The organism is Sphingomonas sp. Leaf33, from assembly GCF_001421785.1.
In the GTDB taxonomy this organism is placed as follows: Bacteria; Pseudomonadota; Alphaproteobacteria; order Sphingomonadales; family Sphingomonadaceae; genus Sphingomonas.
Window position 1 is genome coordinate 2,052,945 of record NZ_LMLB01000001.1, and the last position, 20,221, is coordinate 2,073,165.

At 68.6% G+C, this 20,221-nt stretch carries 17 protein-coding genes and 1 tRNA gene; 10 read left to right on the forward strand and 8 right to left on the reverse strand.

From position 1 onward, the window contains the following. The 3 genes from gltX to ASE86_RS10040 all read left to right on the forward strand — a co-directional run. Positions 1-1,343 (forward strand): glutamate--tRNA ligase (gltX, locus tag ASE86_RS10030; protein ID WP_056425417.1); only part of this gene is annotated, 1,343 nt, incomplete at its 5' end. A gap of 36 nt (positions 1,344-1,379) precedes the next feature. Continuing rightward, positions 1,380-2,654, forward strand: coding sequence for a citrate synthase (locus ASE86_RS10035; RefSeq protein ID WP_056425420.1), 1,275 nt, complete (start codon positions 1,380-1,382; stop codon positions 2,652-2,654). 4 nt (positions 2,655-2,658) lie between these two features. Next, positions 2,659-2,859 (forward strand): hypothetical protein, encoded by a 201-nt coding sequence (locus tag ASE86_RS10040; protein ID WP_056425424.1) that lies wholly within the window; start codon positions 2,659-2,661, stop codon positions 2,857-2,859. A 16-nt stretch (positions 2,860-2,875) separates the two neighbouring features. Here ASE86_RS10040 and ASE86_RS10045 read toward each other — a convergent pair whose 3' ends face one another. From ASE86_RS10045 to ASE86_RS10065, 5 genes are all read right to left on the reverse strand, one after another. Further along, positions 2,876-4,246, reverse strand: a complete 1,371-nt coding sequence (locus ASE86_RS10045) for a sensor histidine kinase (protein ID WP_056425425.1) — start codon at positions 4,244-4,246, stop codon at positions 2,876-2,878. Then, the gene (locus ASE86_RS10050; protein WP_156347093.1) at positions 4,243-5,358 is read right to left on the reverse strand and encodes a DUF2336 domain-containing protein; all 1,116 of its coding nucleotides are present in this window, start codon (positions 5,356-5,358) and stop codon (positions 4,243-4,245) included. Before ASE86_RS10050 ends, ASE86_RS10045 begins: the two co-directional genes overlap by 4 nt. A 36-nt stretch (positions 5,359-5,394) precedes the next feature. Further along, complete coding sequence (locus tag ASE86_RS10055) at positions 5,395-6,570, reverse strand: hypothetical protein (protein ID WP_056425430.1); 1,176 nt, start codon at positions 6,568-6,570, stop codon at positions 5,395-5,397. Positions 6,571-6,688: 118 nt separating this feature from the next. Continuing rightward, a complete protein-coding gene (locus ASE86_RS10060; protein WP_056425435.1) occupies positions 6,689-7,885 on the reverse strand; it encodes an exo-beta-N-acetylmuramidase NamZ domain-containing protein in 1,197 nt (398 codons plus the stop codon). Beyond that, positions 7,882-8,409, reverse strand: a complete 528-nt coding sequence (locus ASE86_RS10065) for a DOMON-like domain-containing protein (protein WP_056425438.1) — start codon at positions 8,407-8,409, stop codon at positions 7,882-7,884. The genes ASE86_RS10060 and ASE86_RS10065 overlap by 4 nt, the downstream gene beginning before the upstream one ends. Before the next feature lie 116 nt (positions 8,410-8,525). Between ASE86_RS10065 and tyrS the strand changes: the two genes are divergently transcribed. Together tyrS and ASE86_RS10075 are read left to right on the forward strand one after the other, a co-directional pair. Continuing rightward, the gene (tyrS, locus tag ASE86_RS10070; RefSeq protein WP_056425443.1) at positions 8,526-9,758 is read left to right on the forward strand and encodes a tyrosine--tRNA ligase; all 1,233 of its coding nucleotides are present in this window, start codon (positions 8,526-8,528) and stop codon (positions 9,756-9,758) included. A gap of 78 nt (positions 9,759-9,836) precedes the next feature. Beyond that, positions 9,837-10,148, forward strand: coding sequence for a PilZ domain-containing protein (locus tag ASE86_RS10075; RefSeq protein ID WP_056425446.1), 312 nt, complete (start codon positions 9,837-9,839; stop codon positions 10,146-10,148). Here ASE86_RS10075 and ASE86_RS10080 read toward each other — a convergent pair. Together ASE86_RS10080 and recG are read right to left on the reverse strand one after the other, a co-directional pair. Continuing rightward, a complete protein-coding gene (locus ASE86_RS10080) occupies positions 10,145-10,582 on the reverse strand; it encodes a DMT family transporter (RefSeq protein WP_056426988.1) in 438 nt (145 codons plus the stop codon). The two genes, ASE86_RS10075 and ASE86_RS10080, sit on opposite strands and share 4 nt — an antisense overlap. An 11-nt stretch (positions 10,583-10,593) precedes the next feature. Further along, positions 10,594-12,654, reverse strand: a complete 2,061-nt coding sequence (recG, locus tag ASE86_RS10085; RefSeq protein WP_056425449.1) for an ATP-dependent DNA helicase RecG — start codon at positions 12,652-12,654, stop codon at positions 10,594-10,596. A 73-nt stretch (positions 12,655-12,727) separates the two neighbouring features. Between recG and ASE86_RS10090 the strand changes: the two genes are divergently transcribed. Next, positions 12,728-12,994: a succinate dehydrogenase assembly factor 2 gene (locus ASE86_RS10090; protein WP_056425452.1), complete on the forward strand. Its 267-nt coding sequence runs from the start codon at positions 12,728-12,730 to the stop codon at positions 12,992-12,994. 121 nt (positions 12,995-13,115) lie between these two features. Then, positions 13,116-16,565 (forward strand): transcription-repair coupling factor, encoded by a 3,450-nt coding sequence (gene mfd, locus ASE86_RS10095; protein WP_056425455.1) that lies wholly within the window; start codon positions 13,116-13,118, stop codon positions 16,563-16,565. Here the strand turns inward: mfd and ASE86_RS10100 are convergent. After that, positions 16,562-18,079 carry an EAL domain-containing protein gene (locus ASE86_RS10100; protein ID WP_056425458.1) on the reverse strand — a complete coding sequence of 506 codons (1,518 nt, stop codon included), beginning with the start codon at positions 18,077-18,079 and terminating at the stop codon, positions 16,562-16,564. The two genes, mfd and ASE86_RS10100, sit on opposite strands and share 4 nt — an antisense overlap. A gap of 121 nt (positions 18,080-18,200) precedes the next feature. On the opposite strand from ASE86_RS10100, the gene moaA reads away from it, so the two are divergent. The 3 genes from moaA (at position 18,201) to ASE86_RS10115 (ending at position 20,197) form a co-directional block, all read left to right on the forward strand. Next, positions 18,201-19,193 (forward strand): GTP 3',8-cyclase MoaA, encoded by a 993-nt coding sequence (moaA, locus tag ASE86_RS10105; RefSeq protein WP_056425461.1) that lies wholly within the window; start codon positions 18,201-18,203, stop codon positions 19,191-19,193. Continuing rightward, a complete protein-coding gene (locus tag ASE86_RS10110) occupies positions 19,190-19,966 on the forward strand; it encodes an NAD kinase (protein ID WP_056425464.1) in 777 nt (258 codons plus the stop codon). Before moaA ends, ASE86_RS10110 begins: the two co-directional genes overlap by 4 nt. Positions 19,967-20,122: 156 nt before the next feature. Then, a tRNA-Asn gene (locus tag ASE86_RS10115) sits at positions 20,123-20,197 on the forward strand. The last annotated feature ends 24 nt before the right edge of the window (positions 20,198-20,221 follow it).

Here is a 20,221-nt window from a genome sequence, read left to right on the forward strand (position 1 = left end):
TCGGCAACGCCCGCACCGGCATGTTCGCCTGGCTGTACGCACGCCACTATGGCGGTAAGGCGCTGCTGCGGATCGAGGATACCGACAAGGCCCGGTCGACAACGGACGCGATCGACGTCATCTTCGACGGGCTGAACTGGCTGGGGCTGGATTGGGACGAGGAACCCGTGTTCCAGTCGACCCGCGCGGGACGCCATGCAGAGGTCGTCGACGACCTGATCGCGCGTGGTGGCGCGTACCGCTGCTACATGACGCAGGCCGAACTCGCCGCGGCCCGCGCCGCGGCGGAGGCCGAGCGACGCCCGTTCCGCCTCAACTCGCCGTGGCGCGACGCCGATCCGGCGACCGCCCCCGCCGACCAGCCTTTCGTCGTCCGCGTCAAGGCGGCGCGCGAGGGCGAGACGGTGATCGAGGATCTGGTCCAGGGCCGCGTGACCGTCGCCAATGCGGAACTGGACGACATGGTCCTGCTGCGGTCGGACGGCACGCCGACGTACATGCTCGCGGTCGTCGTCGACGATCACGACATGGGTGTGACGCACGTCATCCGCGGCGACGACCACCTCAACAACGCGTTCCGCCAGTTGAGCATCATTCGCGCGATGGGCTGGCCCGAGCCAGTCTACGCCCATATACCGCTGATCCACGGGTCGGACGGCGCAAAGCTGTCGAAGCGGCACGGTGCGCTGGGCGTCGATGCGTATCGCGACGACCTCGGCATCCTGCCGGAGGCGCTGTTCAACTACCTGCTGCGTCTGGGCTGGGGTCATGGCGACGACGAGATCATCAGCCGCGAACAGGCGATTGAATGGTTCGACCTCGACGCGGTCGGGAAATCACCGGCGCGGTTCGATACGAAGAAGCTCGAGAACCTTAACGGTCATTATATCCGCGCAGCGGACGATATGCGGCTGGCCGATCTGGTCGCGCCGCGACTCGGTTTCGAACCCACGGTCGAGCAGCTGGACCTGTTGCGTCGCAGCATGGTATCGCTGAAGCCGCGCGCGGCCAATATCCTCGACCTCTCCGACGCCGCGGGCTTTCTGTTTCGCAGCCGCCCACTGGAATTGGACGATGCGGCGAAGGGTCTGCTAGAAGGTGAGGCACGTTCGCTGCTGACCCGGCTGCACGCCGCGCTTGACGCGCTCGACAGCTGGGATACGGAAGCGCTCGAACCGGCGGTCCGCGAGGTCGCCGAGGCCGCGGGCGTCAAGCTCGGTGCCGTCGCGCAGCCGCTGCGCGCCGCACTCGTCGGTCGCAAGACCTCGCCTGGAATTTTCGACGTGCTCGAACTCCTCGGGCGTGACGAGAGTTTGGGACGGATCGCCGACCAGATGGCCTGACAAAGGGCCGCACGAGAACAACGAGGAGCTTTGCGAGTGACCGATACCAGCATCAAGATCGGCGACAGCGACTATCCGGTGCTGTCGGGGACCGTCGGTCCCGACGTGATCGACATTCGCAAGCTCTACGCGAAATCGGGGATGTTCACATACGACCCCGGCTTCACCAGCACGGCGTCGTGCGAATCGGCGCTGACGTATATCGACGGCGACCAGGGCGTGCTGCTCCACCGCGGCTATCCGATCGGCGAGCTGGCCGAGCATTCGTCGTTCATGGAAGTCAGCTATCTGCTGCTGAACGGCGAGTTGCCGAGCGGGGACGAGCTCGACAAGTTCAGCTACACGATCAGCCGTCACACGATGCTGCACGAGCAGCTCGCGCAATTCTACCGCGGGTTCCGCCGCGACGCGCACCCGATGGCGGTGATGTGCGGCGTGGTCGGTGCGCTCAGCGCCTTTTACCACGACTCGACCGACATTTCCGACCCGCAGCAACGCATGATCGCGTCGCACCGGCTGATCGCAAAGATGCCGACGATCGCGGCGATGGCGTACAAGTACAGCGTCGGTCAGCCGTTCGTGTATCCGAAGAACGACCTCAGCTACGCCGGCAATTTCCTGCGCATGACCTTCGGCGTTCCGGCCGAGGAATATGAAGTCAATCCGGCGGTCGAGCGTGCGATGGACCGCATCTTCATCCTGCACGCCGATCATGAGCAGAACGCATCGACCTCGACCGTGCGTCTGGCCGGTTCGTCGGGCGCGAACCCGTTCGCCTGCATCGCGGCGGGCATCGCCTGCCTGTGGGGTCCGGCGCATGGCGGCGCGAACGAAGCCGCGCTCAACATGCTGCGCGAGATCGGCACGCCGGATCGCATCCCGGAATATATCGCGCGTGCCAAGGACAAGAACGACCCGTTCCGCCTGATGGGCTTCGGCCACCGCGTGTACAAGAACTACGACCCGCGCGCGACCGTCATGCAGAAGACGGTGCGCGAAGTGTTCGACGCGCTGAACGTGTCCGACCCGCTGTTCGAAACCGCGCTGCGCCTGGAGGAAATCGCGCTCAGCGACGATTACTTCATCGAGAAGAAGCTGTTCCCCAACGTCGATTTCTATTCGGGCGTCATCCTGTCGGCGATCGGCTTCCCGACGACGATGTTTACCGTGCTCTTCGCGCTCGCCCGCACCGTCGGCTGGGTCGCGCAGTGGAACGAGATGATCTCCGATCCCGAGCAGAAGATCGGCCGCCCGCGCCAGCTATATACCGGCCCGACCGAGCGTCATTACGTTCCGATCGCCGAGCGTTGAGCGCGTGACCCGCCACGGGATCCTCCTCGTCATCGGACTGCTGGCTACGGCGATGGGGCTGCTGTGGATGGGCCAAGGCCTCGGTTACGTCCGCTGGCCGCAGTCGAGCTTCATGATCGACCAGCGGCCGTGGGTGCTGCGCGGGTCGGTGCTGGCGGTCGTCGGGTTGGTGGTCGTGCTCTACGCGCGGCGATTGCGGCGGTAGGGCGCGGTGGTCGCCCTTATTCCAGCGGCAACGTGAACACGAAACGGGCACCCGCCCCAGGTGCGCTGTCGACGGTGATGTCGCCGCCCATCGCGCGGGCCAGGCGCCGCGAGATGTAGAGGCCCAGGCCGCTGCCGCCCGGCTCGCCCGGATCGACGCGGCCGAATTTTTCGAAGATCATCGCCTGGTCAGCCTCGGCGATACCCTTGCCCTGGTCCGCGACGATCACGCACGCGTGGGTATCGTCCTGCATGATCCGCACCCACACGCTGCCGCCGCGCGGCGAATAGCGCACGGCGTTGCCGATCAGGTTGACCAGGATCTGGAGCGACCGGCGGAAGTCGCCCGTCGCCGGCAGCGTCTCGTCGGCGGCCGGACGATCGATGCGGACATCCCCCTCCGACGCGCGCACCGCCAGCAGGCCCGACGCGCGGCGCGCGACATCGGCCAGATCGAGCGGATCGGCATCGACCACGAAGTCGGCGCGCTCGACCGCCTCCAGATCGACCAGGTCGTCGACTAGTCCCAACAGATGCCGTCCGGCGCTGGCGATATCGTCGGCATAGCCCGAATAGCGCTCGGCGATCGGCCCATCGACGCCCGCGCTCATGCTGCTGGCGTTGGCGATGATGCGTTCCAGCGGCCGGCGCAGCGAGCGGTCGAGCTGTTCGCCAAAGCCGGCGGCGAAGGGCTCGGTCGGCTCGCCGTCTTCCGCTGGGGCCGGCGCCGCGGCAGGCAGCGGGTCGAGCATCATCACGCCCCCGGCAAAGCCGGCGAAACGCCCGCGTGCGTCGATCCGCGGTTCGGCCGCGAGCAAGACCCGTCGTCCGGTGCCGCGAAGCTCGGCTTCCTGCGCGTCGAACCGCATCTGCGCGGCGACCGCACCCAGGATCGGGAACGCGCCGTCATCGTCCTCGGCCAGCGCGAACAGCTTGACCAGCGGCTGCCCCAGAATCGCCGCCGCATCGAAGCCATAGCGGGCGCCCGCGTCAGGGGTAACATGGGTCAGCCGCAACGCCGCGTCACTTTCCCACATCCAGTCGGCCTCGACCGCGCGGAACGAGGCGCGTTCGGCGGACGGACGCCAGGACGGGCGCGCCTGCCACCCGCCGACGACCAATGTCACGCCGTCGGCATCGGGTTCGGCCCGGACCGACAGTTCCAGGTCGTCGTCCCCGTCCGCCACCACTACGGCACGCGCGATCGCGATGCCGAGCCGGCGGGCAAGCCGGACGAGTGCGGCGATCTCGGGCAACGCCACATCGCCGCCGATCGCGCCCCCGGCCTGCGCGATCAGGTCGAGGAACCGGGGATCGGCCTGGACCAGCCGGTCCGTACCGTCACAGCGCGCGACGATCGGGTGGAGCAGCGGATCGAGCGCGTTCATCGCACGTCCTTGAGCGTGTCGAGCGCCAGCAGCGCGGCGCGGAAATCGGGATGCAGGCTGAGCGGCGCGACCGCCAGCCGCGCGGTCGCCGGGTCGATGCTCGCCGCCAGATCGAGCGCGTCGGCAAAGGCATCGACATCGCGGCGCGGGTCCGCCTCGCTCAGATGAAAGCCCAGCCGGGCGATCGTCTCGCGCGGTACGTTCAGCGCGCGGAGCACCAGCCACAGGCGATCGCCAGCCGGATCGACCAGCAACTCGCGCCCCAGTTCGTAGCGCGCACCCAGCGCATGGGCGATGAACGCGGCTAGGACGGTCAGTCGCCGGTCGCGCAGGATTTCGTCGAGCAGCGCGGGCAGTTCGACCGGCTGCGCATCGACCGCTTCGGCCAGGCGCATCGTCGCGGCCTCCACGCGGTCATCGGCGTCATGCGCGGCGATGTTGCGCAGCGCAGCCTCGGCGATCGCGCGATCGAGTGGAGCGGGATCGTCGAGCCCGTCGGCCGCCCGGTCCCGCAATGCCGCCGCCACCCACCAGACCAGCCGGGCGTGAAGCGTGGACGGCATGCCCGTGCTGGTCAGGCCGCGCCCTTCGCTCAACTGGCGTCGCTGGCTCTCGCCGATCATCGTCGCGGCGGCGGCCGTCGCGACGACCCGGTCGGAACTTTGCGCGAGCCGAGCCAGCAGGCTGGGTGTGTCGGCGTCGGCCCCTGCATCGGCGGGAAGGCTCGCGGTCAGCAGTTCCAGCTGGACGCGCGAGAGGCACTCGGCGGCAAAGTCGGGGTCGCGCAGCAGTCCCGCCGCGGCCAGCCGCTCGGCAACCGGGGTCGGATTCGCGATCAGCCGCTCCGCCGCCGCCCGCGCCCCGCGGGTGCCGAGAAGCCGCATCGAATATTCGGTCAGCTCGCCCTCGACCACGCCGACCATCGCTTCGACCAGAGTCGCCAGCGCGGCGCGCGTGCGATCGTCCAGCCGCCCTTCGGCGGGCAGGAAGGCGTCGGTGATCGAGGCATCGAGCGCGGCGCGGGCGCGCGAATCGGCGACCGCGGCCCGGGCCAGCAAGGCCCGTACCCCGGCGCCATGCGCCCGATGCGTGATGGCGGAAGCGTCCGTCATAAGGTCCCGGTCTACCGCGCCGTCGTTAAGGCGGCCCTAAGGCTTTTCGCGAATCGCCTCAATCGCCATGCCGGTCGAGGCAAGCGCGTAAAGCGCAGACAGTGCCAGCCCGACGAGCGGGTAGCCGACGATCGCGGCGGGCAACAGGATCAGCGGATGCGCCGCCGGCGTCGCCCACCAACGCCGCCGCGGGACGGGCACCCGCTCCAGCAGCACCGCGCAGGCGATCGTCGCCAGGGCCAGGACCAGCCCGGTGCCCGCCCCGGTCGCCCGCGTCGCGTCGACGCCGGTCAGCAGCACGACTGCGGCCGCCAGCGCCTGAATCGCACGCTCCTGCGTGCGCGCCAGCCGATCCTCCCCGCGCAGCCAGCTCAGCATCGATCCCGTCGACAGCGCCGCCATCCCGGCCAGGCTGACCGCGATTCCCGCCGCCGGCAGCATCGCCGACAGCAGCGCCACCGCCGCCGCGCCCGCGACGCCCCCCGCCGCGGTCACCGCCCACGCGGGCACGCCGCGCGAAACGAGGTGGGGCAGCGTCCAGCCGGTCACGGGCGTGAAGATGAACCGGTCGGTCCAGGCCGTCCGCCGGTCGCCCAGAGCAGCGAGCACCGATTTCGACCGCCGCAACAGCGCCGCCGAATTTCGCTCGACGCCGTGCCGGGTCCGGCCGGTCGCGGGCGGCAGCAACAACTGCACGGCGCGCGCGGCGACCGCCTGGCGCAACAGCGTCGACTGGAAATCATAATCGGCGGGCAGCGACGCGACGTCGGCCAGCCGCGCGGCGGGGACTCGGGCAAGACCTGCCCAGCTGTGCAAATTATCGACCCGCTCGATCCCGCCGCTGCCGTCGCCGTCACGCGTGACGAGCAGGGCTTCATGGCCTTCGGACGCAAGCCATTCGATGACCGCGTCGGTGGTCACCAGCCCATCGGCGACGACGATGACCTGCGCCAGCGGGTGCATCCGGGCCGCGGCCTCCTCCGCCGATCGCACGACATCGACCGTGACGCCGCGCGCGGCGATCCGGCTGGTCGCGCCGAGCAACGCCGGCGTCACCCGTGAAACGGCGACGAGCAGGTGACCGACGCCGACCGCGGCCAGCAGCCGCGCCTGATATTCGATCAGCGTCGCGCCGCCGAACGGCAACGTCGCGGCAAGCGCGTCAGGGCGATCCTCGGCGTCTTCGGTCGCGAAGATGAGGCCGGCTAGCATAATGCAGATCCTCCCGTGCTCCCGCGAACGCGGGTGCCCAGGGCCACAGGCATGGTACGTCGGGTATGAATTACCCTGGGCGCCCGCCTGCGCGGGAGCACGGTACAGCGCGTCGCCATCAGTACAGCAGGTACGCGCGTCGCACGTCCTCCCACGCGGCTTCGTCCGCGCGCGTCATCGAATCGAGATCGCCAGGCTGAGCGCCGGCATAATCCACCCATTCGCGCAAGGCCGGGCCACCGTTGATGACGTCGATCGCCAGCTTGTCGAAGACGTACTCGTAGGGAAAGTCGCGCCACAGCGGATAGTCCGGATACAGCGTCCGGATCGCCTTGAACGCCAGCGCCTGCAATCGCCACGGCGTGAACGCGGTGTGGTCGTACGCCGCACCCTCGGCGTGGATGTGCAGCCCGGCACAGAGCTGGTGTACGTGCTTGTGGAACGTCGGCTCGAAACTCACCTCGCGCAACAGGCAGCCTTCCAGCCACTGCGGCCCCGTGCGCCGCATCTCCGCCAGCACCGCGCGTGCGTCGATGTCGGGCGCGCCGAACAGTTCCAGCGGCCGGGTCGTCCCCCGCCCTTCGCTGAGCGTCGTGCCCTCCAGCATCACGGTCCCGGCATAGGCGCGCGCCATGTTGAGGTTCGGCGCGTTCGGACTGGGGTTGATCCAGATGCGCTCCGCCGGCCAGCCGAACCCGGGCGACGCGTCGGGCGCATAGCCCTCCATCGCGATCACGCGGTAATCGACGTCGAGCTTGTAATGGTCGATGAACCACTGCCCGAGTTCGCCGAGCGTCAGTCCGTGCCGCATCGGCATGGGGCCGGCGCCGACGAAGCTCTCCCATCCCGGCAGCAACGTCAGCCCCTCGACCGGCCGCCCGGCGGGATTGGGCCGATCAAGCACCCACACCGATTTGCCATGCTGGGCAGCGGCTTCGATGACATAGAGCAACGTCGTGATGAAGGTGTAGATGCGACAGCCCAGGTCCTGCAGATCGATCAGCACGACATCGAACGTGTGCATCGACTGGCCCGTCGGCCGGCGCACTTCGCCATACAGGCTGAAAACGGGAATACCGTGGACAGGATCGTCGAAATCCGGCGACTCCATCATATTGTCCTGCTTGTCGCCGCGCAGCCCATGCTGCGGTCCGAAGGCAGCGGTGACGTTCACCCCCGCCGCGACCAGCGCGTCGAGCGAATGCATCAGGTCCGCGGTCACCGACGCGGGGTGCGCGAGCAACGCGACGCGGCGACCGTGCAGGCTTTTCAACAGCTCGGGGTCGGAGAGCAGGCGATCGATGCCGAATTTCATGGGGTTCCGACTGCCGGGATACGCAGCGCAAAGCAATCGGGATGATGAAAATCCGGCGCGCCGGGCGGATGCGCGAGGCTCCAATAGGATTTGGTGCCGTCGGCTTCCTCGATGACTGCGGTCAGGGCGATATCCGCGGCGCCGGACGGCACCGTCGAGAGATCGATGTCAGCATCGATCCCATTCGTCGTCCGCTCGATCACGGGATCGACCGCGAGCGGCAGGTTGCGCATTCCGTCCCGATACCGATCGAACGCGTATGCCGCCCACCGCAACGAAGGCGAGAGGTTGAACTCGAAATACCCGTCGCCTGCGCTCGGCTTCCAGAACATCTCGAAACAGGTGGTGCGCCAGAGCCCGTCGGCGCGCGCCGGTGTCGTCACTTCGGGCAAAACCAGCGTGTCGAGCCCCTCGACCGCGAAGGTCAGCAGGACGTCGCTCCCATCGGTCATCGTCCACTCGACCCTGACCGCCCGAACCTTTCCGGCCGGCGTATCGGGATGACATTTCAGCTCGTAGATCATCCCTCTCTCCCGCTCGCACTGAGCTTGTCGAAGTGCTGCCCTTCTTCTGCCAACGCATACGCAAGACGGACAGGGCTTCGACAAGCTCAGCCCGAACGGTTAGGGGGAGCACCGTCATGACCGAAACGACCTACACCTCCGACCTGCTCCGCCTTTTATCGGAGCGTGGGTACATCCACCAGGTGACCGACGCCGCCGCGCTCGACGCGCTGGCCACGAAGCAGGTCGTGCCGGGCTATATCGGCTTCGATCCGACCGCGCCGTCGCTGCACGTCGGCAGCCTGGTCCAGATCATGCTGCTGCGCCGCCTGCAACAGGCCGGGCACAAGCCGATCGTGCTGATGGGCGGCGGGACCGGCAAGATCGGCGATCCGTCGTTCAAGGACGAAGCGCGCAAGCTTGCGTCGGACGACACGATCCTGGCCAACATTGCCGGCATCCAGCGCATCTTCGAACGCTTCCTGACGTTCGGCGACGGTCCCAGCGACGCGGTGATGGTCAACAACGCCGACTGGCTCGACAGGCTGGAGTACATCCCCTTCCTGCGCGAGGTCGGGCAGCATTTCAGCGTCAACCGGATGCTCAGCTTCGATTCGGTGAAGCTCCGGCTCGACCGCGAGCAGTCGCTGAGCTTCCTCGAATTCAACTACATGATCCTCCAGGGCTACGACTTCCGCGAACTCGCCAGGCGCCAGGGCGTCCGCCTTCAGATGGGCGGCAGCGATCAGTGGGGGAACATCGTCAACGGCGTCGAACTCGCGCGCCGAATGGACGGGGCAGAGGTCTATGGCGTCACCACCCCGCTGCTGACGACGGCGGACGGCGTGAAGATGGGCAAGACCGTGTCCGGCGCGGTGTGGCTGCACGAGGACCAGCTGTCGCATTTCGATTACTGGCAGTTCTGGCGCAACACCGACGACCGCGACGTCGGCCGCTTCCTGCGCCTGTTCACCGACCTGCCGCTGGACGAGATCGCGCGGCTGGAGACGCTCGCGGGCGCCGAGATCAACGAGGCCAAGAAGATCCTCGCGACCGAAGCCACCGCGATGTGCCGCGGCCGCGCCGCCGCCGACGACGCCGCGGAGACGGCGCGCAGGACGTTCGAGGAAGGCGCTTCCGGCGCCGCGCTCCCCACGGTCGATGCGCCGGGCGGCAGCATCGCGGTCGTCGATGCGCTGATCGGCCTCGGCTTCGCCAAGTCGAAGGGCGAAGCGCGACGGCTGATCGCCGGCGGCGGCGCGCGGATCGACGGCGAGAAGATCGTGGACGAAGCCGCCGTGCTGACGGTGACGGCCGACCGGCGGCTGTCGGCGGGCAAGAAGCATCACGGGATCGTGCGGCCCGGCTGATCCCTCCGTTCGCCGCAATCCTACAGACCTTGTTTACGATTGCCCTGCTACCCGTGTCGGGAAGGCGGGAATTCGGCTATGCCCCTCGGCAATCTGGCAAAATCGGACGGACGGCGGGAAGACCGTGACGAGGTGCATTACCGCGCCCGCGCGACCCATGCCGATGGCCGCACGTTGCAGCTGCTGATCGTGAACATTTCGCCGCACGGCTTCATGGCGCGGTGCGATGCGAGCGTGGCGGAGGACGATCAGTTGCGCGTCACGCTTCCCGGCCTGGGCGCGGTTCCGGCCGACGTCCGCTGGGCGCTCGGCGGGCGGGTCGGCTGCGAACTGGGCAAGCCGATCGGTCTGGGCGACTATTACGAACTGCTCGCCGCGATCCTGCGCTAACGGCGCACCAGCACGACGCCGGCGATCACCAGCACCAGTCCGGCGATGCGGCTGAGCGACACCGGTTCGGCACGGATGCCGAACAGACCGAAATGGTCGATCACCACGGCCGCTGCCATCTGCCCGGCGATCGCGATCATCAGCATCGTCGCGACGCCCAGCCGCGGCGCGGCATAAGCGGCGGTCGCCACATAGATCGCGCCATAGATGCCACCGAGCCAGGCCCAGGCCGGTGCGTCGCGCAGGACGGCGGGGGACGTCCTGTCGTTCGCCGCCCACGCGATCGCGATCGCCGCCGTACCGACGCCGAACGAGATGAGCGCCGCCAGCAGCGTCGATCCGGAGACCTTCGCCAACATGCCGTTCGTCGGCGCCTGCGCGGCGACTCCGATCCCGGCGAGGAAAGTCAGGACGATCGGCAAGAGCAAGTGCATCGGCATTCCCGTTACCCAGACCGCAGCAGCCCGACCGCGGCGTCGCGCTCGAACAGATAGAGGGCCGTCCGCGCCGCCTGCCCGCGCGGGCCGTGCAACCCACCGTCGCGATCGATCAGCAGGCGGGCGTCGCCATTGGCGATCGGCAGCAGTTCGCCGAGCATCTCCGGCGTCGCCATGCGAAACCCCTGCTCCCCCGACTGCCGCGTGCCGAGCAATTCACCCGCGCCGCGCAGTCGCAAATCTTCCTCGGCGATCCGGAAGCCGTCGTTGGTTTCGCGCATCAGCGCCAGGCGCGCGCGCGCCGTTTCGCTCAGATGGCTCCCGCGCAGCAACAGGCATACCGACCGCCCCCCGCCACGCCCGACCCGCCCGCGCAACTGGTGCAACTGCGCGAGCCCGAAGCGATCGGCATGTTCGATCACGATCAGCGTGGCGTTGGGCACATCGACGCCGACCTCGATCACCGTCGTCGCGACCAGCACGCCGGCCTGGCCCGAGGAAAAGCGCGCCATCTCGGCGTCCTTCTCCGGCCCCTTCATCCGCCCGTGCACCAGCGCGACGCGTTCGCCGAAGCGCTGGCGCAACGACTCGGCGCGAGCCTCGGCAGCGGCGAGGTCGGATTTCTCGCTCTCCTCGACCAGCGGGCACACCCAATAGGCCTGCCCCCCGCCGGACAGGTGCCGCGCGAGGCCGTCGACGACATCGTCGAACCGGTCCTCCGAAATCACCCGCGTCTCGATCGGCTCCCGCCCCGGCGGCATTTCGTCGAGGCGACTGACGTCCATCTCGCCGTAGTTGGCCAGCGTCAGCGTGCGCGGGATCGGTGTCGCGGTCATCACCAGCAGGTGCGGCGGGCGTTCGGCCTTGGCCTGCAACATCATCCGCTGGGCGACGCCGAAGCGGTGCTGCTCGTCGACCACGACAAGCCCCAGGTCGCGATAGATGACACCTTGCTGGAAAATGGCGTGGGTGCCGATCAGGATATCGATCTCCCCCGCCGCCAGCCCCATCAGCGTCGATTCCCGCGCGCGCCCCTTGTCGCGTCCGGTGAGAATCGCGACCGTCGCGATCCCGGCCAGCTGGCGCGACAGCGTCTCGTAATGCTGGCGCGCGAGAATTTCGGTCGGCGCCAGCAGCGCGCCCTGCGCCCCGCCCTCGACCGCGATCAGCAGCGCATTGAGGGCAACGAGCGTCTTGCCCGACCCGACATCGCCTTGCAGCAGGCGCAGCATCGGCCGCACCTGCGCCATGTCGCCCTCGATCTCGGCAATCGTCCGCGACTGCGCACCCGTGGGCGCATAGGGCAGGTCGAGTTTCGCCCGCAGCCGCCCGTCGCCGGTCAGCGCCCGGCCCCGCTTCGCCCGCGCGTCGCCGCGGACCAGCAGCAGCGCAAGCTGGTTGGCGAACACCTCGTCATAGGCGAGCCGCGTCCGCGCCTTCGCATCCGACGGATCGGCGTGGAGCCGCGCCAGCGCGTCGCGCCACGCCGGCCACTCGTGCTTTGCGAGCACGCTCGGCTCGACCCATTCGGGCAGCTCGGGCGCGCGCTCGACCGCCTGCGCCGCCAGTGCCGCCAGCCGGCGCGAGGTCAACCCTTCGGACAGCGGATAGATCGCCTCGCGCCCGGTACCCGTCGGCGCTTCGTCCAGCGGAACGGCATAGTCCGGGTGGACCATCTGCAAATCCTGCCCATACGTCTCCAGCTTGCCCGACACCCGGCGGGGTTCGTGGAGCGGCAGCAGCTTCTTCACCCAGCCCGACGACCCGCCGAAATAGACGAGGGAGACGTGATTGCCCGTGGCATCCACCGCACCGACTCGCGTCGGGCTGCGCGGGCTGCTGCCGGTGCGGTGCTCGACCGGGGTCAGCGTGATCGCGATCGTGCGGCCCGCGTCGGCGGCATCCAGTTCCTCGCGCGGCAGGCGGTCGATGTATCCGGTCGGCAGGTGGAAGGCGACATCGACCACGCGGCGCAGCGCCAGCTTCTCCATCGGCTTGGCGAGCCCCGGCCCCACGCCTTTCAGCGCGGTGACCTCGGCGAACAGCGGGTTGAGGATGTCGGGACGCATGACTATGTCCCCGCTACCCCAAGCCGACCGCGCATTGAAGCGCCGCCGGCCTATTTTGCATGGAGCTTGGCCGGTGGAGCGCGAAATCCGACTGAAACGCCTGGGTTTCCGCAGCTGGCACCGCGGGACCAAGGAAGCGGACCTGATGGTCGGCGGCTTCTTCGATGCCTATGCGACACGCTGGTCCGACGCGGAGATCGACTGGTTCGAAGCGTTTCTGGAGGAACAGGACGTCGACATCATGGCCTGGGCCATGGGCGCCGCCGCCGTCCCGGCGCGTTGGCAGGGCCAGATGATGGATGACCTGAAGACGCTGACCTACGTGCCGATCCAGCAATAGCCCTCTCCCCCTCGGGGAGAGGGTTGGGCGAGGGGCCGTGCCGCGGGCCTCGGTCTCGGTGAGACACCTCCCCCTCTCCCAGACCCTCTCCCCAACGGGGAGAGGGATTAAAGTGAGATACATGCCCGACCTCTCCAAGATCCTCTCCGCCCCCCGCCCGCTGACGCTTGCCGGCGTCGCGACGGGCTTCCTCCCGGCCCTGCTCGCCGACCTGTCGCGCGCGGGCGCAGGCGGCGCGTGCTTCATCGCGCCCGACGAAGCGGCCATGCGCGCGGTCCAGTCCACCGCGACCTTCTTCGCCCCCGAGCTCGAAATCCTCGCCTTTCCGGCCTGGGACTGCCTGCCCTACGACCGCGCGTCTCCGACACTGCGCGTCATGTCCGAACGCCTCGCGACGCTCCACGCGCTGCAAGCCAAGGCCGCACGCCCGCGCCTGCTGGTCACCACCGCCAATGCCGCGACCCAGCGCACGCTGACGCCGTTCCGCATCCGCCAGCTGGTCGCGACGCTGGCACCGGGCGAGCGGATCAGCCGCGACAAGCTTTCCACGCTGCTCCAGGCCAACGGCTATGTCCGCACCGAATCGGTTGCCGATGCCGGCGAGTTCGCGGTGCGCGGCTCGCTTGTCGATCTGTTCCCCTCCGGCTCCGAATCGGCGCTGCGCCTCGACTTCTTCGGCGACGAGATCGAAACCGTCCGCACTTTCGATCCGCACGACCAGCGCACGACCGGCAGCGTCCCGGGCTTTACCCTGCTCCCCGCCTCCGAAGCGTTGCTTGACGAGGACAGCGTCAAGCGCTTCCGCACCCGTTACCGCGAGACGTTCGGTGCCACCGCGACCGGCGACCCGCTGTACCAGGCGGTGAGCGAAGGCCGGCGGCTGGCGGGCATGGAGCATTGGCTGCCGCTGTTCGAGGAACGGCTGGAAACGCTGTTCGACCACCTGCCCGGCGACATGGTCGTCGTCCGCGACGGCGGCGTCGCGGGTGCGGCGGAGGGACGGTTCGAGGCGATTGCCGACTATCACGCCAACCGCCTGAAGGCCTCGGGCGCGGAGCCCGGCAGCTATCGCCCGCTCCCGACCAGGTCGCTGTACCTGCTGCCGGACGAATGGGCGCAGGCGCTCCACGATGCGCCGGCGCACGTCACGACGCCGTTCCACGAGCCCGAAAGCGCGTCCGTCCTCGAATTCAACATCGACGGCCCGCGCGACTTCGCCCCCGAACGCTCGGCCGGCGCCAACGTCTATGAAGCCGTCGTCGCGCACCTGAAGAAGGTCAGCGCTAAGCGCATCCTCGCCAGCTATTCGACCGGCTCGCGCGAGCGCTTGAAGGGGCTGCTGGAGGATCACGGCCTGTCCGGCGCGCGGCTGGTCGACACCTGGCAGGAGGCGCTGGGCGTGGTCGACAGCGCGACCGCGCTGATCGTCCTGCCGCTCGACCACGGCTTCACCGCGCCGGACGTGACGCTGCTGACCGAGCAGGACATGCTCGGCGACCGCCTGGTCCGTCGCGCCAAGCGCCGCAAGTCCGCCGACGCCTTCCTCGCCGAACTCGCCACGCTGTCGCCGGGCGACCTGGTCGTCCACGTCGATCACGGCATCGGACGCTACGAGGGGCTGACGTCGATCCCGGTCGGCAAGAGCCCGCACGACTGCGTCGCACTGACCTATGCCGGCGGCGACAAGCTGTACGTGCCGGTCGAGAACCTCGAAGTCCTCAGCCGCTACGGCTCGGGCGAAGAGGGCGCGACGCTCGACAGGCTGGGCGGCGAGGCCTGGCAGCGGCGCAAGAGCCGCATGAAGGAGCGCATCCGCGAGATCGCGGGTGAACTGATCGCCACCGCGGCCGAACGCGCATTGCGCCCGGCCGACGTCGCCGAACCCGACGGATCGGGCTTCGCGACCTTCGTCGACCGCTTCCCGTACGAGGAAACCGACGACCAGGACCGTGCGATCAACGACGTGCTGGGCGACCTTGGCAAGGGGTCGCCGATGGACCGGCTGGTCGTCGGCGACGTCGGCTTCGGTAAGACCGAAGTCGCGCTGCGCGCCGCGTTCGTCGCGGCGATGGCGGGGATGCAGGTCGCGATCGTCTGTCCGACGACCTTGCTCGCCCGCCAGCACTACAACAACTTCGCCGCGCGCTTCGATGGCTTCCCGATTCGGGTCGGCCGCCTGTCGCGCCTGGTCCCCACCGCCGAGGCGAAGGCGACTAAGGAGGGCATCGCCGACGGCACGCTCGACGTCGTGGTCGGCACCCACGCGATCCTGGCCAAGGGCATCGACTTCAAGCGCCTGGGCCTCGTCATCGTCGATGAGGAACAGCGGTTCGGCGTCACGCACAAGGAACGGCTGAAGGCGCTGAAGAGCGACGTCCACGTCCTGACGCTGACCGCCACGCCGATCCCGCGCACGCTCCAGATGGCGATGTCGGGCCTGCGCGAACTCTCCGTCATCCAGACCCCGCCGGTCGACCGCCTGGCGGTGCGCACCTATGTCATGCCGTGGGACCCGGTCGTGCTGCGCGAGGCGCTGCTGCGCGAACATTATCGCGGCGGGCAAAGCTTCTTCGTCACGCCGCGCATCGCCGACCTGCCCGATATCGAGGACTTCTTTCGCGAGCATGTGCCGGAGGTCCGTTACGTCATCGCCCACGGCCAGATGGCGCCGAGCGAGGTCGAGGAGCGGATGTCGGCGTTCTACGACAAGAAATTCGAAGTGCTCATCTCGACCAGCATCATTGAAAGCGGCATTGATATCCCGAGTGCCAACACGATGATCGTCAACCGCGCCGACCGCTTCGGTCTCGCCCAACTCTACCAGCTGCGCGGCCGCGTCGGCCGGTCGAAGACGCGCGCCTACGCCTATATGGTGTCGCCACCCGAGCGGCTGATGACCGAAGCGGCGGAGAAGCGGCTGAAGGTGCTGAGCGACCTCGAATCCTTGGGCGCCGGTTTCCAGCTCGCCAGCCACGATCTCGACCAGCGTGGTGCTGGCAACCTGCTCGGCGACGAACAGTCGGGCCATATCAAGGAAGTCGGCTTCGAACTCTACCAGTCGATGCTGGAGGAAGCGATCCTGGAGGCAAAGGCCGGCGGCAAGCTCAATCGCCCGACCGATTTCTCGCCACAGATCACGATCGACGCACCAATCCTGATCCCGGAAACCTATGTCCCCGATCTCGACCTGCGCATGGGCCTCTACCGCCGCCTGAACGAAATCGACGTCTCTGCGGGACTCGAGGCGTTCGCCGCCGAGATGATCGACCGCTTCGGCAAACTGCCCGACGAGACCGAGAATTTGCTGCGGCTCATGGAGATCAAGCTGAACGCCAAGCGCGCGTGCGTGGCGAAGCTCGATGTCGGGCCGAAGGGCGCGCTGGTCGCGTTCCACGAGAACAATTTCCCGAACATCGACGGTCTGCTCGCCTATGTCGGCAAGCTGGGCGAAGTCGCCAAGCTGCGCCCCGACCACAAGCTGGTTATCAACCGCGTCTGGGCCGACCCGAAGGCGCGGCTGCAAGGCGCGTTGCAGCTGTCGCGGGGGCTGGCGAAGGCGGCGGGCGGTTAGACCGCCTCGACCAGTGTCGCGAGCGCCCGACTGTCGATGCCGGGTGCGCAGAGATACCCTTGGTACAGCCGGCATCCCGCAGCGGCGAGCAGGTCGCGCTGCTCGGTCGTCTCGACCCCTTCGGCGATCACGTCGAGCCCCAGCGACGCCGCCATGTCGATGACGCCGCGCACCACCACCCGGTCGCGCGCGTTGCCGGCGATGCCCGCGGTCAGCGACTTGTCGAGCTTCAGGTAGTCGACCGGCAGCGCGTTGAGATAGGCGAGGCTGGAATAGCCGGTGCCGAAATCGTCGATCGCGATCCGGCATCCGGCGGTGCGCAGGTCCGCCAGCAGCGCGGCTGCCACATCCAGCCGTTCGATCAGCCCGCTTTCGGTGACCTCGACCGTCACCCGGTCGCGCGACAGGCCGCTCGCATCGATCCGCTCCAGCACGCGCGCGACAAAGCCGTCCGCGGCGATGTCCTCTGCCGCGACGTTCACCGCGATGCGAAGCTCGGCCAGTGCCGCGGGCCATGCCGCCGCGACCGCGAGCGCGCGCGCCTGGAGATAGGCCGAGACTTCGCCCGACCGCCCGCCCCGTGCTGCCGCCGCCAGCAGCGTTTCCGCGCCGACTTCGCCCAGCCGCGGGTGGTGCCAGCGGGCGAGCGCCTCGACTCCGGTGATCCGTCCGCTGGTGCAATCGACCTGCGGCTGGAACACGACGTCGATGTCGCCGGCGGTGAGCGCCGCGGGCAACTCGCGCGCCAGTGCCGCCACCGATCGCGAACGCCGTCCGAACAGGTCGCGCGTCACCGCGCCGGCATCGGGCGGCGGACCGATCGGTTCGATCAGGCCGTGCAACCGACCGGTGTGGGGATCGCGCTGGAGATGCGCGACGACCCGGCCCAGCCCCGGCAGGTCGTGCGCAAAGGCCGTCGTCTCGTTCGAACCCAGCCGCCGCACGGCCTCGCGCAACCGGCTGCGCACCTCCGCCGGCTGCCGAAGCCACGCGGTCCGCAGCGTTCCGTCCTCCGCAATGCCGGCCAGGCGCGCCAGTTCGGCGGTGACCTGCAACGATCGGCGGGCAGGATCGTAGCGCCAGCCAAGCGGCGCGACCCAGCGCGCCTCGCGCACCGGCATCCCGCCCGACACCCGCACCGCATGGCGTTCGGCGAAACGGACGGCGTGGCCGAATTCGGTTTCCGTCACCGGGCTGACCAGAAAATGTGTCGCGCCCGCGTCACGCGCGGCATCGAGCACGCCAACATCGTTGCGCGACACCATGACCAGCACCGCTTGCCCTGCGCGTTCTGCCGCATCGCCGATCGCCTGGATCGCGGCGAGGCCGTCGTCGGCCGCGCCGCGCGCATCGACGACGATCACCTGCGCGCCGCTGGCGGCGATGCGTCCGGCAAGCCCTTCGTCCCGCCGCGCGGCGATCGCCCGCCACCCGCCACGCGCCGCCATCGCCGCCAGCTCGTCGCGCTGGCGAAACGACAGGATGAAAAGCGGCTTGGCGAAACTATCGGGCACGTCGCTCGTATCCTTCTGCGAAATTGATGAAGAAAGACACCCGCCGTCGGCGGTTTCTCGCGTGGCGTCCTGCCCCCGCCCCCTTGTTGCTCCTCCCGCAAAGGCCTAGCTTCCCCTCACGATGGCCACCCCCGCCCCCCTGATCGACCGTTTCGGTCGTGCCATCACCTATCTGCGCGTGTCGGTCACCGATCGCTGCGACCTGCGCTGCCGCTATTGCATGGCCGAGCAGATGACCTTCCTCCCGCGCCGCGCGCTGCTGGCGCTGGAGGAGATCGCGATCATTTCCGAACGCTTCATCGCGCGCGGCGTGACCAAGATCCGGCTGTCGGGCGGCGAGCCGCTGGTGCGGCGTGACGTTGTCGAACTGGTCGACCGGCTCGGCCGCCACGTCGGCAACGGCCTCGACGAACTGACGATGACGACAAATGCGACGCGGCTTGCCGGTCTCGCGCCGCAGTTGTTCGATGCGGGCATCCGGCGCATCAACGTCAGCCTCGACAGCCGCGACCGCGACACGTTCCGCTTCGTCACACGTCACGGCGACGTGGACCAGGTACTTGGCGGCATCGCGGCGGCGAAGGCGGCGGGGATCGCGGTCAAGATCAACATGGTCGCGCTCGCCGGGCTGAACGAGGCGGAAATCCCGTCGATGCTCGAATGGTGCGGCGAACAGGGTTTCGACCTGAGCCTGATCGAGACAATGCCGCTGGGCGTGATCGACGAGGATCGCACCGACCGCTTCGTGCCGCTGACCCGCGTGTTCGATACCCTCGGCGCGCGCTACCCGCTGGCCCGTGACGATCACCGCACCGGCGGCCCGGCACGCTACTGGCGGACGCCCTGGGGCACGCGGCTGGGCCTCATCTCGCCGCTCACCGCCAATTTCTGCGAAGGCTGCAACCGCGTGCGGCTGACGACCGAGGGCAAGCTGTACATGTGCCTGGGGCATGAGGATCAGGTCGACCTGAAGGCGGCATTGCGCGGCGGCGGAGTGGTCGCGCTCGACGCCGCGATCGACGAAGCCCTCGCGCTGAAGCCCGAACGCCACGACTTCCGCATCGACGCCGCCGCGCCCGCCGTCACGCGCCACATGAGCGTGACCGGCGGATGAGCGACCCCGTCCGGCGCGCGCTGGTCGCGTCGCCGACCGCCCCCGCACAGGCCGCTGCCGCCGATCTGGCGGACGCCTACGACTTCGTGCCCGTGGAGCAGGCGGATCAGGTCATCGCGCTGGGTGGCGACGGCTTCATGCTCCAGACGCTGCACATGATGCTGGAGGGGCGGCGCAGCGTGCCGGTGTTCGGCATGAACCTCGGCACCGTCGGCTTCCTCATGAACGAATGGCGCCTGGATGGCCTCGACCGCCGCCTCGCGCGGGCCAAGCCGTTCAAGGTGTCGCCGCTGACGATGACCGCGACGACGATCGACGGGCGGACGAAGGTGCTGCCCGCGATCAACGAAGTCTCGCTGCTGCGCGAAACCCGCCAGACCGCTAAGCTGGAAGTGACGGTCAACGACCGCATCGTCCTGCCTGAGCTGGTCTGCGACGGCATCCTCGCCGCGACGCCCGCGGGATCGACCGCCTATAATCTGTCGGCCAACGGGCCGATCCTGCCGCTGGGCTCCGCGCTGATCGCGCTGACCCCGATCAGCGCGTTTCGCCCGCGGCGCTGGCGCGGCGCGATCCTCCCCGAAAAGGCGCGGATCGGTATCACCGTGCTGGAGGCTGACAAGCGTCCGGTCAGCGCGGTCGCCGACCAGCGCGAAGTCCGCGACGTCGCCAGCGTCTCGATCGAAATCGATCACAACCGCGATCTGACCCTGCTGTTCGATCCCGAACATGCGCTCGACGATCGGATAACGATGGAGCAGTTTGTCGCGTAGCTCGGCCTGCGACGTCGTCCCAGGACGCGCTCAAGCGCGGCCGGCGTCGCGGCCGCGACGACCGACGACTTCGGCTTTGCCGAAGTCGCCAGAAAGACCGTCATTCAAGGCTTGCAAAGCCGTTTCCGCCTGCTATTAGCCTGCCCTCGCGCTCGTTCCCTGATAGCTCAGCGGTAGAGTAGGTGACTGTTAATCACTTGGTCGTTGGTTCGAATCCAACTCAGGGAGCCAGCGCGAATTCGTCCCCAAATCGCC

What these genes read in the sequence shown, in the direction of transcription:
- ASE86_RS10080 (WP_056426988.1), bottom strand. Translation starts at nt 10,582, where the DNA reads ATGCACTTGCTCTTGCCGATCGTCCTGACTTTCCTCGCCGGGATCGGA.
- ASE86_RS10065 (WP_056425438.1), bottom strand. Translation starts at nt 8,409, where the DNA reads ATGATCTACGAGCTGAAATGTCATCCCGATACGCCGGCCGGAAAGGTT.
- moaA (WP_056425461.1), top strand. Translation starts at nt 18,201, where the DNA reads ATGGCCACCCCCGCCCCCCTGATCGACCGTTTCGGTCGTGCCATCACC.
- ASE86_RS10055 (WP_056425430.1), bottom strand. Translation starts at nt 6,570, where the DNA reads ATGCTAGCCGGCCTCATCTTCGCGACCGAAGACGCCGAGGATCGCCCT.
- ASE86_RS10050 (WP_156347093.1), bottom strand. Translation starts at nt 5,358, where the DNA reads ATGACGGACGCTTCCGCCATCACGCATCGGGCGCATGGCGCCGGGGTA.
- ASE86_RS10110 (WP_056425464.1), top strand. Translation starts at nt 19,190, where the DNA reads ATGAGCGACCCCGTCCGGCGCGCGCTGGTCGCGTCGCCGACCGCCCCC.
- recG (WP_056425449.1), bottom strand. Translation starts at nt 12,654, where the DNA reads ATGCGTCCCGACATCCTCAACCCGCTGTTCGCCGAGGTCACCGCGCTG.
- ASE86_RS10075 (WP_056425446.1), top strand. Translation starts at nt 9,837, where the DNA reads ATGCCCCTCGGCAATCTGGCAAAATCGGACGGACGGCGGGAAGACCGT.
- mfd (WP_056425455.1), top strand. Translation starts at nt 13,116, where the DNA reads ATGCCCGACCTCTCCAAGATCCTCTCCGCCCCCCGCCCGCTGACGCTT.
- ASE86_RS10060 (WP_056425435.1), bottom strand. Translation starts at nt 7,885, where the DNA reads ATGAAATTCGGCATCGATCGCCTGCTCTCCGACCCCGAGCTGTTGAAA.
- ASE86_RS10045 (WP_056425425.1), bottom strand. Translation starts at nt 4,246, where the DNA reads ATGAACGCGCTCGATCCGCTGCTCCACCCGATCGTCGCGCGCTGTGAC.
- tyrS (WP_056425443.1), top strand. Translation starts at nt 8,526, where the DNA reads ATGACCGAAACGACCTACACCTCCGACCTGCTCCGCCTTTTATCGGAG.